The sequence below is a fragment of the Bacteroidia bacterium genome (assembly GCA_025056095.1).
GTDB lineage: Bacteria > Bacteroidota > Bacteroidia > JANWVE01 > JANWVE01 > JANWVE01.
Genome location: JANWVW010000034.1, coordinates 1 through 18279, shown reverse-complemented (window position 1 = coordinate 18279; position 18279 = coordinate 1). Strand labels below are relative to the sequence as shown.

14 protein-coding genes are annotated in these 18279 nt (G+C 35.8%); 8 read left to right on the top strand and 6 right to left on the bottom strand.

The genetic code is table 11. The features are described from left to right. Positions 1–530: 530 nt before the first annotated feature. Positions 531–3617: a hypothetical protein gene (locus tag NZ519_04560; protein ID MCS7028016.1), complete on the top strand. Its 3087-nt coding sequence runs from the start codon at positions 531–533 to the stop codon at positions 3615–3617. After that, positions 3614–3805 carry a hypothetical protein gene (locus NZ519_04555; GenBank protein MCS7028015.1) on the top strand — a complete coding sequence of 64 codons (192 nt, stop codon included), beginning with the start codon at positions 3614–3616 and terminating at the stop codon, positions 3803–3805. The genes NZ519_04560 and NZ519_04555 overlap by 4 nt, the downstream gene beginning before the upstream one ends. Here NZ519_04555 and NZ519_04550 read toward each other — a convergent pair. Together NZ519_04550 and NZ519_04545 are read right to left on the bottom strand one after the other, a co-directional pair. Beyond that, on the bottom strand, positions 3765–5108 hold the full coding sequence (locus tag NZ519_04550) for an FAD-dependent oxidoreductase (GenBank protein ID MCS7028014.1): 1344 nt from the start codon (positions 5106–5108) through the stop codon (positions 3765–3767). The genes NZ519_04555 and NZ519_04550 overlap by 41 nt on opposite strands. Before the next feature lie 5 nt (positions 5109–5113). Further along, complete coding sequence (locus NZ519_04545; GenBank protein ID MCS7028013.1) at positions 5114–7693, bottom strand: M1 family metallopeptidase; 2580 nt, start codon at positions 7691–7693, stop codon at positions 5114–5116. 161 nt (positions 7694–7854) lie between these two features. On the opposite strand from NZ519_04545, the gene NZ519_04540 reads away from it, so the two are divergent. From NZ519_04540 to NZ519_04520, 5 genes are all read left to right on the top strand, one after another. Further along, positions 7855–10569: a T9SS type A sorting domain-containing protein gene (locus tag NZ519_04540; GenBank protein MCS7028012.1), complete on the top strand. Its 2715-nt coding sequence runs from the start codon at positions 7855–7857 to the stop codon at positions 10567–10569. Positions 10570–10610: 41 nt separating this feature from the next. Then, positions 10611–11123 carry a phenylacetate-CoA oxygenase subunit PaaJ gene (gene paaJ / locus NZ519_04535; GenBank protein MCS7028011.1) on the top strand — a complete coding sequence of 171 codons (513 nt, stop codon included), beginning with the start codon at positions 10611–10613 and terminating at the stop codon, positions 11121–11123. Positions 11124–11323: 200 nt separating this feature from the next. Beyond that, on the top strand, positions 11324–12928 hold the full coding sequence (gene ftsZ / locus NZ519_04530; GenBank protein ID MCS7028010.1) for a cell division protein FtsZ: 1605 nt from the start codon (positions 11324–11326) through the stop codon (positions 12926–12928). 6 nt (positions 12929–12934) lie between these two features. Beyond that, positions 12935–13468, top strand: a complete 534-nt coding sequence (locus tag NZ519_04525; protein ID MCS7028009.1) for a CvpA family protein — start codon at positions 12935–12937, stop codon at positions 13466–13468. A 48-nt stretch (positions 13469–13516) separates the two neighbouring features. After that, entirely contained in the window at positions 13517–14140 is a 624-nt protein-coding gene (locus NZ519_04520; GenBank protein MCS7028008.1) for a M48 family metallopeptidase, read from the top strand. Here NZ519_04520 and NZ519_04515 read toward each other — a convergent pair. Then, positions 14135–15436 (bottom strand): NupC/NupG family nucleoside CNT transporter, encoded by a 1302-nt coding sequence (locus NZ519_04515; protein ID MCS7028007.1) that lies wholly within the window; start codon positions 15434–15436, stop codon positions 14135–14137. The genes NZ519_04520 and NZ519_04515 overlap by 6 nt on opposite strands. Before the next feature lie 91 nt (positions 15437–15527). Here NZ519_04515 and NZ519_04510 point away from each other — a divergent pair, with 91 nt between their 5' ends. Continuing rightward, positions 15528–16010 carry a cytidine deaminase gene (locus NZ519_04510; GenBank protein MCS7028006.1) on the top strand — a complete coding sequence of 161 codons (483 nt, stop codon included), beginning with the start codon at positions 15528–15530 and terminating at the stop codon, positions 16008–16010. Between the two features lie 3 nt (positions 16011–16013). Here the strand turns inward: NZ519_04510 and NZ519_04505 are convergent, their stop codons facing one another. The 3 genes from NZ519_04505 to NZ519_04495 are packed head-to-tail and all read right to left on the bottom strand — an operon-like array spanning position 16014 to position 17982. Beyond that, positions 16014–16652, bottom strand: coding sequence for a DUF3575 domain-containing protein (locus NZ519_04505; protein MCS7028005.1), 639 nt, complete (start codon positions 16650–16652; stop codon positions 16014–16016). A gap of 20 nt (positions 16653–16672) precedes the next feature. Further along, positions 16673–17428 (bottom strand): hypothetical protein, encoded by a 756-nt coding sequence (locus NZ519_04500; GenBank protein MCS7028004.1) that lies wholly within the window; start codon positions 17426–17428, stop codon positions 16673–16675. Further along, complete coding sequence (locus tag NZ519_04495) at positions 17425–17982, bottom strand: hypothetical protein (protein ID MCS7028003.1); 558 nt, start codon at positions 17980–17982, stop codon at positions 17425–17427. Before NZ519_04495 ends, NZ519_04500 begins: the two co-directional genes overlap by 4 nt. Positions 17983–18279: the final 297 nt, after the last annotated feature.

The window sequence follows — 18279 nt, the reverse complement described above, 5'->3', positions numbered from 1 at the left end:
AGTGAAAGCGTGGGCGAGGGGCTTCGCACCAAGCCTGACGGCTTGCCCTTCGCATGCCTCACGCAAACTATTAGCAGACTAAGTCTGCTTATACAAAATGTAATCTTGTAAGTATCTGAAAATGAACATTAAAAAAAGTAAAAACACACTTTAATCTTGTAAACATTTGAAAATGAGTAAAAAAACAAGGTAAAGCTTATTTAATCAGGGTTAAAAGGTCGTATAAAGTTGATGTATTCAGGATTTAAGCTTATAAGTAATTGATAATCAGGATTAAATAAAATAAAACAAGTGTTTAGCATAAAAATAAGGCGAAATATCAAAATAGGTCTTGCGTGAGGCATGCGGAGGGTGCGTAAGCAGTGCGCAGCGCAAGCGAAGCACCGAAGCGATAGCGCAGCCCGCAGCACGCCGACCCGAAGCGCAGCGAAGGGACACGCCCAAAAATGAAATTTACTGCTGTAAAATTATCTCATCTATTTATGTTTGTTCTCATAATTTTGTAGTCTTTTTATAGTTTTGCAAGCATAATGGAAAAAGACAAAGAAATTAAAGCCGTCCAGCTAAAAGAATACTTTACCTATTTTACTCCAAAAGACTTTCAACTGATTAAGATAGGCATCGTCTTGATTGTATTATCTGCAATGTGGTTATGGCTAAGCTTGGCTAATCCAGAATGGTTTGCTCCTCCTATTTACACGAACGTTGTTCCACAATCTCAATCCATAGTAATTGCTACTGAAAAATCCATATACAGGGATATTCCCGTTTTTGCAGATGTATATCGACAAATTGTAAATTTTTATGCAGGTGTTGTACCTTTACCTCAATATCCTACATGGCTATACATTGCTGCTCTGATTGCTGCATTCAGCTTCATTTTAAGCGCATCACGATATAGCACTTTACCTGTATTTGTAGTTATTGCAACGTTATTTGTGTTTTTTGGAGTAGCTACTCGCACAGGAAGCCTTCTGAACTTTGAAGGTAAAAATTTATATCATAACCTTGCTTTACTGTTGTATATCTTTGCAAATGTAGGTATCGCTTATGCGCATCAAAAAGAATGGCTTAATTGGAGCAACTTTAAGCAATTTATATTTCATTTTTCAAACAGCATACTATTTTTTGGCATTTTATACGGATTAAAAGGTAAAGATGTGTTGTTTTGCACCAGTAGCTATGTTTTTCCCATCGCTGTAATAGGATTTTTTTTGTTTATCATTCTCTCTTGTAGAGTACTGCTGCATACGGTTCTATATTATGCATTTAAGTCTAATATCCCTGAAAAGAGGTGGAACTTTGGCAAAATAACGATTGCTTCTTCAATCGTATGGCTAATTCCATTGTCAGGAATGTTAATCTTAAACTACGTTTTTGAGAGCAAGCGCATATATGCCCATTGGATAACTTCAATTCTATTAGTCTATTACGCATTGAGCGCAGGAGTATGGATGCAAACAGAGTTCAAAAAATTGACATTTATCACTAATACGCGCGTAGGTTTTTTTGTATTGATTATAGGTTTGGGGCTGTTGTCTGTAAGCAGCTACACGTACATGATTGCCACGTTTGAAGATAGAATGTTACTTGTTTTTGGCAATTTTCTACTGATTAGCTCGGTTATCGGTATGGTTATGTTTTATGCGTATGTATTTTACAACTATTATCCTGTTATCAAGCGAAAGTATGCTATTTTTTATGTGTTAGATGACCCTAAACGCCTACCTTACTTTTTTATTTACATTTTCATGGCGATATTCATTACAACTACACATTTAAGTTACAGACAAAAAACCTTCAAAGTAATAGCAGGTTCGTACGCCACGCAAATTGCGGATTATCATTATAGACACGCAGGATATAGAGTGCCTCAGCTAAAAAATGCCGCCAAGCAGTACGATGCTGTATATTTTATTGATGCGTACAATTTTAAGGCTGCTTATCAATCCGCAGTAATTTACGCAGAGCTTATCAACAAAAGTGAATATCCGGATATTGATAGCCTTCGAAAAGTGTATCAATGGGCAATAGAATTTTCCAAGTACAATGATGGCTATCCGTACGCATACTTGAACATGGGAAACATTTACGCAGTTTCAGGAAGGTATTTTTATGCAGCAGCCTTGTTCCAAGAAGGAGTAAAATGGTCTAAGACACACAAAGCAGAGTTAGCTACTAACCTTGCCACAGCGTACCAGTTAGCGAAGTTAAAAGATTCGGCTACTTACTATTTTAGGTTTGCCCATCAACAAAAACCTTCTGACCCAAATTTAGCCGCTAATCTCGGTTTGCAGTATTATCAAATGGGATTAAAAAAGGAAGCTAAATCTGTATTTGAAACAGCAGCCAAAAGAAAGGTCAATACAAATTTAATGGCTAATCTGCTATATTACAACCTTTTAGAAAAAGACACTATTGCTTTACCTAACTACACGTTAGAAGACACCTTAATCACTCACGAACACGTTCCTTATTTACGAAATTATGCCAGTTATGCGTGGCAGTTTAAAAAAGCAAGTTTGATTCAAAGAGCTTGGCAACATCAAAAATACGATAGCGATATCAGCCGAGACATAAAGTATATACGATGTGTAGAAGAGTTTCTAAAAGGTGAATACAGCTTAGCACATTTATTTGCACAAGAAATAGCTTCTGCACCTGAATATGCATCTATGAATGACTTACACACGGTTGGCATTATTACCTACTTTTTGAACAACTATTCCACAGCAGGATTGATATTTGAAAAAGCTGCTCAAAAAGGTTTGGAATATGACAAGTACCTTTCTGCGGCTGTGCAAGCTGATGCTTCTAATTACTTACTTTCTGCACAAAAATTGGTTGCGCTGCTCTCTGATACTACCTTTACTCTAGATAAGCAAATTGTACAAAATGAACTTTATCTACTTAGCGACGAAAAAGATTTGTCTAAAATTCCGCAGGAATACTATTTTAGGATAGCCGTACAAGCAGGTTATCAAGATAATGCAGCTTTGTTAAATACTTTATTGGATAAAATTGTTTTCAATACGCCTTTGCAGTATTTAGAGTTGGCTAAAATGTTCATATTCAGGGAGGAATACACTCGCGCTGAAAAGACTCTTCAAAATGGATTATCGCAGTTTGCTAACGAACCAAGTTTAATGTCATTGCTCATTAGTTTGCATATCAATCAACAGCAGAAAGTGGCAGCAAAACAAGCTATTTTAACTCTTACCGAAAAGCACCCCAGCACTTTTGAGGGCATGCTCAACCAAGCCCGATTGCTAATGTTAAACGGGCAAAGGTTAGAAGCTATGGCTAAATATAAGGAACTTTTAGCCGCATACGATTACAAAGAGGAGGTCATTAACGAACTTTCTGTTTTGTACATTCAGTCAGGTGAGAACATTGAGGCTTACAACTTTCATTTTAAGTATGTTCAAAGCAATCTTTACAACAGGCAAATGTGGTATCAATATGCGTACATGGCTAAGCTTTTGGAAAGAGAAAACGACGTAATTTATGCAGCCCAAAAAGTGATAGAGCTTGCGCCTTCACAACTTTATCAAGAGAGAATTGCCAAGCATTTTGGTTTGAAGTTACAACAGCGTAAAACTCAAAATGATAAGTGATTAAGCTGATATTTTTTTGGGCGTGCCCTTGTGAGAATTCGCTGCGCTTATGCCCGCAAGGTCGGCGTGCTACGGGCTACATGCGGAATGCCCCGACCATTGCGCAGAAAGGGGCACATCCAAAAGAAAAAAGTCATTTTTCAAAACCTAATTTAAAATATCTTGGGCAGCTTCCTCGCCAGTGTTAATTGCACCTTCCATAAAACCTTGCCAATCCGCAAGATGTTCACCTGCAAAAAGTACATTTTCAAAAGGCTTTTTTAGCACAGGGCGAATAGTATACCACTGATCTTTTCCGTATATCGCATAAGCACCCTGCGTAAACTTATCGCTTCCCCAATAGTAACCTACATATTTTTGTACTTTTTGGTTTGTACCTAACATGGTATTTACATCATTTTCTAAAAGAGTTTTTCGTAAAGATTCGCTTAAAGAACCTAAGGTCATAGCTTTATCACCTGTGCTGTAAGAGGTCAAAACTCCGTGAGAATGATTTTGCTTTTGGGTAGTGTGAAAGAAGTAATGTCCCAATAAATCGGTTACCATAGCAAAATTCTCCCTCTGCCAAAATCTTTCTGCAAAAAGAAGTTGATTTTTATATATTCGTGCATATTGCAAAGATTGAATAGCTTTTTGTTTATTTTCAGGTAGTGGAGGTATCCATTCTATTTTAGAGATTGCATACGTAGGTAAGGTACAAATAGCTACGTCTGCGATGAACGTAGCATTGTTGTTACAGGTAACTTTTACGCCAAATTTACCTTGCTCAATTTTAGTAATTACATGTTCTAGTTTGATATTTTGAGGACCTATCTTTTGAATAAAAGCTTCAGTCAGTTTGCTATTTCCACCTGTAATTTTGAAGTCCATTTCGTTGTCAGGGCTAGATTCAGCGTATTCGCTCAAAGCTGCATTTGCCGATACGAAACGAATGCTCTCTCCGAAATCTGTGCTATCTAAAAGTTCCTTTACGAGTAAATCTTCCTCATCAATACCATTATTGACTAAATAGCGCCACCAATCTATACTGTCTAGTTTTTGTTTCTCTTTTTCACTCATTTGACGATATGCAGTGAGCAGTGCTTCGTATTTTTGTACCCAGTTTTTTTGAAATTCGTGTTTTCTGCGGTTACCATGTGTAAATGTTTCTTCTTTGAATCTATGCTCTTGCAAGGATAAACTGAATTCTCTACATAACGACAGTAGTCGTTCATGAGAAGCACCTACCCACTCTGCGCCTAATTCTACAGTTAAATTATCGTGAATGGTATAAGTAAAAACTCTTCCACCTGCCCTGCTCCGCGCTTCTAACAAGGTAACTGTATAGCCATTTTTGGTAAGCAAATAGGCTGCGGCTAAACCTGAAAATCCTGCTCCAAGAATTAGAATTTTACCTTTCTTTGTTTTTCCGAATACGTGATTAGTATAGCCAGTCAAGGCTGCGGTAGTCAATAGCAGCCCTGTATTTTTTACGAAATCTCTGCGCTTCATAAAACTTATTGTGAAAGTATCATTTGAATGTAAAAGTTATTTTCTGTTTTCCTTAACTGATTGAGATAATCTTGTACGCCTGGTTCTTTTTTGAATTTGGTCAATGCACTGACTGCGGCAATTTTTGTCCACCAAGTTTTTTTATTGTCAATAATGTATTTTAAGGTTTCAATGGCTTTGCTTTTATCTTCTAACTTTACTTTGGTAATATACTGTGTGTATGCTTCGCTCATAGAGTAGCAGTTTTCATCACCTGCATTAGCCAATCTACGCATTTGGGTATCCATCCATTCAAAATCAGAAGGGTTTTGACTTTCGGCAATAGCTTTAGCTACGGCAATTATGATATTAGGGTTTTTCTCTTCACGATATCGGTTAGCAATAGCATATCCTTTTTCATGGTCCAATGTAATAATAGCTTGCATAGCACTACGAAAAACATTATATGACCTATCATTCAAGCAGTTTTCGAACAAAGGTAGCATTTCTTTATCGGCATACATGGATAATACTTGTACTGCTGCGTTTCTGACTTTTGCAGATTTGTCTTTTTGTGCAATCTCTTTGAGTTTGGCTATTACATTATCCTTGTTTTTACCTTTATAGACAAAAGTTTTTCCATCTTTTTCAAAAGCATATTCATGGATAGCTTGGTACCGAAGCTCTTCCGAAGTAGAATCGGATAATGTCATAAAAATTTCAGGTTCAGCAGCTTCGTATTCTGACAAATCTAAATGGCGCATTGCATTGAAGCGGTTTCTAAAAGTGGGATCATGGCGTAAAATGTAGCGATAGTCTTCATTAGTATAATCTTCACGAATATGCATCAAAAGCGTGTTTTCAGGGTCAAACGTGATGTACTCGGGTTTTTTTTCACAGGGTATTTCGACGATAGTATCTCGGGTAAAAATATCCACAGGAATACGATTCTTGACTTTTCCTTGCTCAAAATACATATCTACAAAGCTTTTTAAGCGGTATGCTTTTGGGAAATATCTTTCATCTTGTACCTGATGTAGGCGCACCATAGCAACCTTTTTGTTATCATCATATCCATACTGAATGATAATTTCAGGATGCCCGCGTTGAAGAAACCACTGATCAAAAAACCAGTTTAAGTCTTCTCCTGTAACTTCTTCAAAAGCTAGGCGCAAATCATGTATCTCTACACTTTTGAACTTATTTTTTTCAAGATAAAGTTGTAAAGCTTTGAAAAAGGCTTTATCGCCCACAGTGTGACGCAACATGTGCAGTACTAATCCACCTTTTTGATAAGAGTGCGCATCAAACATGTCTTCTCTGTAATCATAATGGTAGCGTATCAAAGGCTCTCTTTTACTCTGCGCTTCTTGAAGATATTGTAATAAATCTTCTTCTAAATGGGCATCTGCAGACATTCTACCATATTTGTACTCTCTCCATAGATATTCCCCGTAGGTAGCAAAACTTTCATTCAAGGGTAAATTAGACCAGCTTTCGCAAGTAACTAGATCCCCAAACCAATGATGAAATAATTCATGAGCAATAATGTCAAACGGGTGTTCATCCAAAAGTGCTCTATCATCTTTTTGGACAAATTCTCCATGAATTACAGCGCCCACATTTTCCATTGCTCCTGAAACATAATCCCGCACTACAATTTGATGATACTTGTCCCAGGGATATTCTACGCCTAATCTGTTGGAAAAGAACTCAATCATTTCAGGGGTATCACCAAATATAGCTTTGGCATAAGGATGATAATCTTTTTCAAGGTAATAATTTACTTCTATATTACGCCATTTGTCTTTGGTAATGTAAAATTCGCCTACCGCAATCATGAATAAGTAAGGAGCAATAGGGACTTTTTGCTGCCAGTGGTCTGTGCGCCAATTTCCCTCTTCTTTTTGCTCTACTAAAATACCATTAGACAAGGTAGTGTATTTTTTATCTACGGTAAGGTAAATATCATGTGCACTTCTTTGGTTAGGGCTATCAATAGTAGGAAACCAGCAAGATGCAGCTTCGGTTTCACCTTGAGTCCAAAGTTGGGTAGGTTTATTAGGTTCATTACCTTGTGCATTGATAAAATATAAACCTTTATCAGAAGTAATTGCTCTACTTCCTTTAATTGGGACACGATTAGGTTGAGACACATAATCTATTACTACTGTAATTTGCTCTTCGGCAGAATAGGTCTTATCTAAATTGATTTTTATTTTTAAGCTGTCATACGTGTAAGAAACGGTTTTTCCATTTACTTTAACACTGTTTATTTTCATGTATTTTGCATCAAGCACGAGAGTATTTTGGTCGTAAAAGTGAGGTTTAAGAGTAATTGTAGCTACACCAGGCATAGTTTCAGTAGTAAAATCAGGCTTAATTTCTAGTTTAGTGTGTATAAGGTCAAAGTACTTGGTATTTGCAGGACGATAAGGATAGCTAACAGGAAGCCAAGGGGATACTTGCTCCCCTACTTCAACTGTGTCTAAATTTACTGTCTGTGTTTTTTGGGCTTTGTCTTTTTTATTAAATAAGCTACAACCTCCTACACTGACCAATGAAAAAAACGTAAAAACAATGATAAGTTTAGACCAATTAGACATAAGTAAGTGGCAAATATAAAACTATTTATCACAAGGAAAAAAGATAGGTGTTAAAAATCAAACTGTAATCAAAATTTAACTTTTAGCGTGCAAATACAAGATAAACTAAGTAAAGTTCTCAAAGGATTTTCATTTTGATGACTTATTAGTATTTTTGTAGTATGAGATACTTTTTGATACTCTTATTTTTACATTTTGCAAGTCAAGGTTTAATACATGCTCAATGGAATTATGAAGACATTATCAGTAGTTTAACTGCAAACGCAGGTTTGTATATAGATTGGAAAAAAGATGCTACTGGTGCTTATCACGCTGCGTATTTAGATCAGCAAAATACAGTCTTAACATACGCGTACTTAGGACCTAGCAGCACTACTTGGATAAAAGAAATTGCAGATCCTACGCCAAATACAGGGTACTATCCTTCTATTGCAATAGATGGTAACAACAAACCTCATATAGCATACGTTAAAAAACTGCCCGCAGGAACAGGTGCCGCAGGACAAATTTTATACATTCACAAAAAGTCAGGTACATGGTCCACTCCAGAAGTGGTTTTAGATAAAGCAGGTACAGATGATGCCGTACAAACTTTTAGATTAAGCTTGCAAATAGATGCTACAGGCAATATACCCCATTTACTGTACTATGACAATCGTTTCAAAACTATCTTTCCAAGAGAATGGGATTTAGACTTACATCATGCTTGGAAAAGTGGTACACAATGGAAAAATCAGCAGATTTATGGCACCTATGTGGAAAATTCAGGTTATAGTGCTTTTGCTTTACACCCTTGGGATAGAAATTGTTGTACAGGTGTGAATACTCAATATGCACCTCGTGCAATTGGAGAATACGTAGCATCGTGTATAAATCCTACTAACCAAAGAATTGAGATAATTGCTACTAGCGATTTTAGTGATTTATATTATTACAAACAGCACCCTACAATAGACACAATATGGATAAAAAACGGTACAAGTAAAATAGACTCTGCTTGTGTTCAAAATCCCGCTGCTATCGCTCATTGTGATAGTAATCCTGATTTCATGACCAATTTTGATGTGGGTCTAACCCACTTTGGGCTAGGATATGCTAATTTTTACATTCATACAGACAACTCTCGCTACATGACATACAATAAATTTAGATACAGCACGGCTTATTCCGATACGCTACTTTTTGCACGTATGCGTAGTAATAACTCTATCTACCGTGTAGCTGTAGCTCCAGGAGCCACCTGGAACGATTTTTATGTTAAAGGAAATGACACTGTATTTGTGGCTTATTATCAACCTACTACTCAGCTTTTGAAGTTCGCTATGTCTATTGACACAGGACATACTTGGATAACAAAAACGATTACTTCTGAACCTTTTATGTCCCGAAAAATAGCTATCGGCTACCATAATAATAAGGTAATGGTAGCATACTACGATGCTGTCGGTCAATATCCTAAAATCGCTTACAGCAATGATTTAGGAAATACTTGGACATTCTCTTACATAGACTTTACTCAAAATATTGGTTCTTTTTCTGATTATAGAAATGTTGCAAATGATACTATTCAAGTAGCATTTTACGAAAGCACTTATGGGGATTTATACTACACTCAGCGTAAAGGGTTAAGCGCCCCTTGGATTACCGAAAAAGTGGATAGTATTGGAAATGTAGGGCGATTTGTCAAACTGCAATTTAACCACAATAATGGAAAGTATCCTGTTATGATGTATTATGATCTTACCAAAAAAGACTTAAAAATGGCAAAATATAATGGCACAAACTGGCAAATTAGCGTAGTAGATAGTACTTCGGGCTTTGACGTAGGTACAAACTTGAGTTTTGTTATTCATCCTGTTACTAATCGGTACCACGTAGCTTATAGAGCTATTGGTACAAAACAACAGGTATGGTACGCCTACTCTGACGATGAGGGGGTTACATGGAATAAGCAAATTGTTGATTCTGCAAATGTATTCAACGTAGGTTCTTTTATTAGTTTAGCTTTGGACAACACAGGAAAACCTCACATCGCATATCAAAATTTTAATACCAACAAAGTTAAATATGCTTATCCGCACCCATCTATACCTAATGATTGGAAGGATACTACCTTATTTGAAACTAATCCTGATATTGTAGGTAAGTATATAGACTTAAAATTTGATGTTGCTAATAATCCTGTAATCGTGTATTACAACAATTCGGCTAATGCAGTAGAATGTATGTTCAAAAAAGGAACAAGCTGGATAAAAGAGCGCGTCTATGTCGCTTTGACCAGCTTTTCCCACACTACCTTAGCAATTGCACCTAACAAGTACTACATTGGCTTTTACGACGACTTCACAAAAAGTTTTAGAGTAGTTTATAGAAACAATACCAATGATACTTGGTATCAAATAGATGTACCCGTTAGTCAAAATATAGGTTTAATAGGAGAGTCCTCAAGATTAAAAATTTATGGCAATGATTTAATTATGCTTGGTAGAAAAAGTGCACCTCTTAATAGAGGAATAGGAAAAATGTACGCTGCAAATGGGTTGAATATTCTAGGAGAAGTTATATCTGGTGCAGGAGAAGTGCATGTAGCTGAAAGTACCTCACCTGAATCAAATTTAATTATCTACGAAAATTACCCTAACCCTGCGGAAAGCTACAATCAACTAAGTATAGGTTTGACTGCACCACAAGAAGTAGAAATCTCACTTTATGACTATTTAGGCAGACATATACAATACGTGCAAGAACTTACTTATCTGCCTGCTGGTACACACAATATAACCTTAAACACTTCTCATTTACCTTCGGGTACATATATGTATGTTATCCGTACAGCTAACAAAATCTATACTCAAAAACTACTTATAGCTCATTAAACTTTTTTGGAATACAAATTTTAGTTTATCTTGTTTTATTCTTGAAAACCATAATTTTCAAACTTGATATGATCCAAAAAGAAGAAGTATTGAACGTTTTACAAGCTGTCAAGGACCCTGAAATACCTGTTATTTCAGTGGTTGATTTAGGCGTAATTACTGATATACAAATTATTTCAGAAGATAGTATAAAAGTAGTTATGACTCCTACTTTCGCAGGCTGCCCTGCTATTGAAGTGATGAAACAAGGTGTTTATGAGCAGTTAAAAAGTATTCCAGGTGTTAAAAATGTAGAAGTAGAAGTTAATTATGATATTCCTTGGACATCAAACCGTATCAGTCCTTGCGGCAGACGGTTACTTAAGGACTTTGGACTTGCTCCCCCACCTGAAATTAAAGGTGAGTTTTCTTTGGAAGTATTAGAAAGTGTACCCTGTCCATACTGTAATAGTCGTAATACAACTTTGAAAAGCGCATTTGGAAGCACATTATGTAGGTCTATCCATTACTGTAACGATTGCTTACAAGGTTTTGAACAATTCAAACCACTGTAATTAGAGATATACTTTACATACAAAATATACATAGACCTAAATCTAAATTACATTCTGTCGTTTTATTTTATTAAAAATGTAGGTATTTTTTTACTTTTAGACTGTAAAAGTCCAACTTGGTACTATTGATATACAAAGTTTGATATTTTTTTTAAGAAATACTATTTTTTATTAGGTTTTTAGAATAGTGTTGAATAATTTTGCTTATAGGTTTTTATACTTTACTTAGAGATTTAATATACTTGCGTATGGAACTTAATTTTGACCTTCCAGAGAAAGATAAAACTCCCCAGAGTATTATCAAAGTAATAGGAGTAGGAGGGGGAGGAAGCAATACCTTGAATAATATGTACCATAAAGGTATAGCGGGAGTAGACATGTTAGTTTGCAATACAGATCGTCAAGCTTTGGCAATGAGTCCTATACCATATAAAATACATCTTGGACAAAAGTTAGTACAAGGATTAGGTGCAGGTGGAGACCCCGAAGTAGGGCAAAAAGCAGCAAAAGAGAGCGAAGAGGAAATTAGAGAATACTTAAAATTAGGAAATACACAAATGTTATTTATTACCGCAGGAATGGGTGGAGGTACAGGTACGGGTGCAGCACCTGTCATAGCACGGATAGCAAAAGAAATGGATATTTTAGTAGTAGGAATAGTAACCACTCCCTTCTCTTTTGAAGGAATACAACGAAAAGAAAGAGCTAAAATGGGGTTAGAAAAACTAAGAGAATACACAGACACTCTATTGGTCATCAATAATGATAAAATTCATCAAATTCTTGGAAACAGTGGTATAACTGCAAAAAAAGCATTTGCCTATGCTGATGACGTTCTCTTTAATGCTACCAGAGGTATAGTAGAAATAATTACAAAACCAGGCTTGATAAATGTTGACTTCAAAGATGTCAAAAATGTAATGAGTAACGGTGGTACTGCTATTATGGGTACAGCAACGGCGCAGGGCAATAATCGTGCTAAGGAAGCAGTAGAAGCAGCCATGTCCAGCCCACTTTTGGATAATGTAGATATAAGAGGCGCAAGAAGTATATTAGTTAATATTACAGGCAGCGAGGATAGCTTAATGTTAGACGAGTTTACCTATATCAATCAATACATCCAAGAAAAAGCAGGGGGTAAAGCCGATTTATTCACAGGAATGGCTTACGACAATAGCATGGGCGATAAAATATCAGTTACTGTAATTGCTACAGGATTTGATAATGAACAAAAGACTAAAAAATCACAATTTATATCCTTCGCAGGTACTGAATCGGTAAAAAATGAAATCAAAACAGAGAACTTTTTTAAGGAAACTTTTATGGTCAAAGACACAACAATTGAGGAGAAAAAGAAAGATGTTACTTTGAGTTCAGCTAATCAAACCGAAACTGAAAAACCCATAAAAAATCAAGTAATAACGATTGTACAGCATAAGACTGAAACTATTCCAGAGCAAGAAAACCAAAACACAACAAAGAAAAAAGTGTTTGAATTATATGGAAGTGAAACACCTGATGATAACAACATAGAATTAGAAAAACAAAAACTACAAAGAGAATTTGAAAACCGATTGAAAAGTACTAGCAACAATAAAAGCGTAGACTACAAAGATGAAAAAATTCTCAAAGAATTAGAGGATATCCCTGCCTACAAAAGAATGGGTAAAGATTTTAGTAACTATCAAAATATAGTTATATCAGGTTCAAAGACTATCTTACAAGAAAACACAGATCCAGAAACAGGCGAGAAAAAAATCACTCTCAAACAAAATAATTCCCACTTGCATGACAACGTAGATTAGAGTAAAATGGCACTTATATTTGATATTTTTGTTTGCATAGTCATCGGTTGGGGTGCTTGGAAAGGCTACCAAAAAGGAATTATCAGGCAAGTTTTGGTAGTTATAGGCGTAATTATATTCGTAGTATTAGGCTTAAAGATAGCTACTTTGGTAGGAAAAGCAATAAAAAACTTAGTCCAGCCACATTTTATCCCACTATTTTCATTAGCATTAACAATATTTTTTATTATTTTGGCTATTAGCATAGCTAATAAACTTTCTCAAAAACTACTTAGCACAATAATGCTAAACAAGGTTAATCGATTGGCAGGGGGATTTGTAACTGCTTTTTTGTATGCCAGCATCCTATCTGCTTTATGTTACATGTTACATCAAGCTAAAATTTTTAGTCCTACTTTTGCCCAGCAGTCTATTACTTACATGATTTTAGTCAATGCAGCACCCAAGATATACGCCTACACACTATCTATCTTACCTATTGTTAAAGAGATAGTTATGGACTTTGTAAATATGCTAAAATCTCTATCTATTCCACAATAGGAGGAGAGAAACAGAATGGCAATCAAATGTCAAATTATCTACAAAAATGTGAAGCGAATTACCCTAAAAGTAGATTGTCATTTGAACGTAAAAATAGTTTGTCCTTTTCACTGCTCAAAACAAGAAATAGAACAATTTATACATAAAAAACAAGAATGGATACAAAAACAAATTTCCTTTTTCAAGGAACTCAACTATAAACAAATTTCTCTACAAAAAGATGAAATTTTAGTATTTGGAAGTGCATATAAGTTTGTGTATACCCCTGAACTAAAAGGTAAAACTCAATTTAATCATGATAAAAAAACGATTTACACTGCTAATTTATTAACGCAAAAAAAAGTTCTAATAGACTGGTACCAAAAGCTGGCTAATTTATTTCTGAAGCAAAGATTAGCACATTTAGCGCAAATATATAATCTACCCTACAATAAGGTTACTATAAGAAATCAAAAAACTCGATGGGGAAGCTGCTCATCTGTCAAAAATATTTCATTGAACTGGCGTTTGATAAAAATGCCGCTATGGGTAATAGATTATATTCTTTTACATGAGTTAGCCCACACGATTCATCTGAATCATTCAGCAGAATTTTGGAATTTGGTAGCTCAGCTCTGCCCATACTATCAAAAGGCAGAGAAGTGGCTCAAAGAATATGGCTATCAATTATAGTAGCATTCCTGCAATACAAGCAGTCATAAAACAAGACAGAGAACCTCCTAACAAAGCACTTAAACCTAACTTAGCTAAATTTGCTCTCTGTTCAGGTGCAATAGCGCCGATGCCACCTATTTGTATCCCAATAGATGCAAAGTTGGAAAAACCACATAAAGCATACGTAGCAATAATAGTAGAGCGTTCAGAAATTTGCCCTTTTAATTGTGAAAGAGAAATATATCCTACGTACTCATTGATAACTGTTTTTTCGCCAAGTAATCTACCTACAATCATTGTGTCTTGCCATTCTACACCAATTACCCAAGCAATAGGCTGAAAAATTAAGCCAAATATCAGTTGCAAATCTAATTTTTTGAAATGACCGTCAGTTTGTATTTCAATCCATTTATTCAAACTACCTGAACCAATAGGGATCATTTCGCCAATACCTGATAAGATAGAGTTTAGCATAAATATAACGGCAATAAAAGCAATTAACATTGCTCCGACATTTGCAGCAAGTTTTAATCCGTCCAGGGTTCCCATAGAAATAGCTTCAATAATATTTCCGCCAATAGTTTCTTTGGTTAGTACAAGTTTATTGTCAATTTTTTCAGGTTCAGTTTGAGGAAGTATGATTTTAGAAAAAACAATCGCACCTGGGGCAGCCATTACAGAAGCCGAAAGCAAGTGCGTAGCAAAAAGCTGCTGCTGCGCAGGATTATCTCCACCCAATAAGGCAATAAAGCTTGCCATTACTCCCCCTGCAATAGTTGCCATTCCTGCTGTCATTACGGTAAGCAATTCAGATAGAGTCATTTTAGGTACAAAAGGTTTAATAAGTAAAGGAGCTTCGGTTTGCCCGAGAAAAATATTAGATGCTGCAGCTAAGCTCTCTGCACCTGAAAGTTTCATGGACTTAGAAATAACCCAAGCAATCCCATAAACTATTTTTTGCAAAATACCTAAATAATACAAAGCACTCATTAAAGCAGAGAAAAAAATTATTGTAGGCAGTATTTGAGTGGCAAAAATAAAACCCACTTTATCCTGAATAGCCAAGTCGCCGAAGACAAATTTTGCACCTTCACGTTGATACGCCAAAATTTTTGTAAATAAACTTCCAAAAAACGAAAAAGCTTCACGTACAAAAGGTACTTTCAGTACTAACACAGCAAATACAACTTGCAAAAGTATACCCGTTACTACAAGTTTCCAACTAATTTTTTTCTTATGATAGGAAAAAGCATAAGCTATTGCTAATAAAATAGCTATACCTAAAATTCCTCTCACGATATGTGTAAGTGTCATGATAGCCAAAAGTAAAACTTTTCATAAAAATAGCCAAAAACGCAGTGCTGTGTCATAGTTTTTTATATTTTTGTTAAAAAGTTTCTACAATTTGAAAACAATAAAACTTAACTGCTCATACACTATAATAGAAGAATGGAATGAGCTACAACAAGATGAACAAGAGCTGATTGTAGCGGCTAAAAAAGCTTCTAAACTAGCTTATGCACCTTATTCTGAATTTTTTGTAGGCGCTGCTATTTTACTCAAAGATGGAAAAACTATACTTACAGGAAATAATCAAGAAAATGCCGCTTATCCTTCGGGCTTATGTGCCGAACGCGTAGCGTACTTTCAAGCTGGAGCCTTAGGATATGCAAAAGAAATAGCTAAAATTGCAATTACCGCATACACACAAAAGTTTGAATATAGCAACCCTGTAAGCCCTTGCGGTGCTTGCAGACAAGTTATGGCTGAATACGAACAACTTTCTAAACAACCTACTATTATCTTACTTACAGGTTCTAACTTACTTCCCGTATATAGGATTGAAGGGGTTGAAATGCTTTTGCCATTGCAGTTCAAGCTGTATTAACTATCAAAATAAAAAACCTAATAGAATACTACTTGTAATAGAAATGCGTGTTTTTGTACCATAATCATCCCATTCATAAAAATCTTCAACGGAACCAAAGCTGCTTATGTGTGTAGCGTCTTCAGGTATTTTGAGATTATTTTTAATGGAAATAATTCTACGCCCTATACCTGCAAATATATCAATGTAAACTCTCTCACTTAATTTTTCTTGATAACCTATTTTTATGTGATAAGCATACACAGTTCTGTTTACTCTGTACTCTAACATTCGTTGGTAACTAACATCAGGCGTATGTACAAGAAAGTATTTACCTTTGTTGTACCACACAGATTTATATAAAAACTCTGGCGCAGCATATAAGCCCTTAAATATTGTTATATGACTGTCTAAGTAGTATCTATATTCTAACCTAGCATTAAAGCCAATAAGATTGTTAAGGTCATATTCCCCATCATAATCTACCGAAAACCTATACAAAGCCCCATAGCAAAATCCTGGTGTGAATTGAATACTGTGTTTGCGGCTAAAGGCGTACTCAATTCTGGGCTGTAAGGTAGGCGTATGGTTCAAAGTAGCTAAAAAATCAGGCTTGACCAAAAGTTTTTTTTGGTTTTGTGCTGCTACGGTATGCATAACCATAAACAACGCCAGCCCAAAAATTAAGGCTGAATAGGAATTGTACTTATCCATTGTATATCATTGGGATTAGTGTAAGTATATTGGAATAAACCTGTACTACCTATTAAAAGCAGTAAATTCGGTAAAGCAATTACATCATAGCCAAACATTCCTGATATAGTTCGGACTAAGACAGGATTGTAAGGATCAGTTACATCAAAGACCTTGAAGCCATTATTTCCTTCGCATACAAACAATACGTTACCTTGCACTGCTAAACCATAAGGTGAAATCATCGGAATACTTTTGACCAACTTCGGTTTAGCAGGATTACTAATATCTATAACATCTAAAAAACTTTGAAACTGCCCGCAGTTATTTCCTGCCCGTAAGGTTACGTAAGCTGTATTTCCCTGTACTACTACTGGGTCGCAAGCGGCAATATGGGAATAAGTAGATAAATGTATAGGACTAAGTGGATTAGTTACGTCGTAAATGTACATTGCTGAACGGCTTCCAATAAAAAGTTTATTTTGATAGTAAAAAATAGTTTCAAAGGCAGGATTGGGTGTAAGGCTTACTGCGGTTGCTGTGCTAGGATGGGCAGGATTTGTAATATCGTATGCTTTTATTGTGCTGTTATCTACAGTGTATAGAGTGTTATCTGCAATAGCGAACCTTGCCATAGAACCGCTTTTACTAGTGCTTGTCCCTCCGAAGTTAACATCATGCTTAGTAGAACAAGCTTGCACCAAAAGGCTCAAAGCAATTACAAATATTTTGCCTGTGTGTTTCATATTTTACATTTTGGATTTTTTAATTTTGTTCTTTGCCAGCCAACTATTACACCTTTATTTTTATCAGGACATTCAAAATAAGTGAAGCCTGTTTGAGGGTCGGGAAAGTCTTTTTGAGGTAACAAGTTTTCCGATGCTGCATTAGGAAAAGCATTTTTAATTCTATCCACTTCTCTAATGTTGTTCATATCGCTAATATCAATCACTACTAAGTCTGTGTAACTATCTGCATACAAATAGTTATTCTTGATAGCCATATCTCTATTGGCAGGAACTTTAATGAATGTTTTAAGTATCGGATTGGCGGGATTAGTATTATCTATAATATGGATACCTCTTCCACCATCGCTAACTAAAATGTATTTGTTATAGTAGTAGATTTTACCAGGGTTTTTCAAGCCAGTAGAGTTTTGTGTAGAAATAGGCTTGTTCAATTCCTCATAAGAAACATAGATAGGCTTGTAGCCTTCTACTTCAAAGTCTTTTCTCGGTGTGTTGCAAGATAGCACAAAAAGCACTAAACACAGAAAAATAATTTTTGATTTTCCTTTCATCCTTATCACTTTGCAGCAAAAATTAAGCCGTAGATATGTATTAAGCCTAATTTATAGTGATTTTACTTTTTGGGCGTGCCCCTTGCTGACGCAAGGGTCGGGGCATTCCGCACTGCGCTAACGCTTCGGTACTTCGCTACGCTTCGTACTGCCCTTACGGGCATGCTCCATGCCCCTCACGCAGATGACCTGGGCAGTTATGTCTTTACCTTATTTGAGCTTGAAGTACAATCCCTTACAAACTAAAACCTTGCATAAGAAACAGAGAAATGACTTTTTCAGAGATCCCTTGCGTGA

What these genes read in the sequence shown, in the direction of transcription:
- NZ519_04560 (MCS7028016.1), top strand. Translation starts at nt 531, where the DNA reads ATGGAAAAAGACAAAGAAATTAAAGCCGTCCAGCTAAAAGAATACTTT.
- NZ519_04550 (MCS7028014.1), bottom strand. Translation starts at nt 5,108, where the DNA reads ATGAAGCGCAGAGATTTCGTAAAAAATACAGGGCTGCTATTGACTACC.
- NZ519_04545 (MCS7028013.1), bottom strand. Translation starts at nt 7,693, where the DNA reads ATGTCTAATTGGTCTAAACTTATCATTGTTTTTACGTTTTTTTCATTG.
- NZ519_04540 (MCS7028012.1), top strand. Translation starts at nt 7,855, where the DNA reads ATGAGATACTTTTTGATACTCTTATTTTTACATTTTGCAAGTCAAGGT.
- NZ519_04525 (MCS7028009.1), top strand. Translation starts at nt 12,935, where the DNA reads ATGGCACTTATATTTGATATTTTTGTTTGCATAGTCATCGGTTGGGGT.
- NZ519_04515 (MCS7028007.1), bottom strand. Translation starts at nt 15,436, where the DNA reads ATGACACTTACACATATCGTGAGAGGAATTTTAGGTATAGCTATTTTA.
- NZ519_04505 (MCS7028005.1), bottom strand. Translation starts at nt 16,652, where the DNA reads ATGGTTATGCATACCGTAGCAGCACAAAACCAAAAAAAACTTTTGGTC.
- NZ519_04500 (MCS7028004.1), bottom strand. Translation starts at nt 17,428, where the DNA reads ATGAAACACACAGGCAAAATATTTGTAATTGCTTTGAGCCTTTTGGTG.
- NZ519_04495 (MCS7028003.1), bottom strand. Translation starts at nt 17,982, where the DNA reads ATGAAAGGAAAATCAAAAATTATTTTTCTGTGTTTAGTGCTTTTTGTG.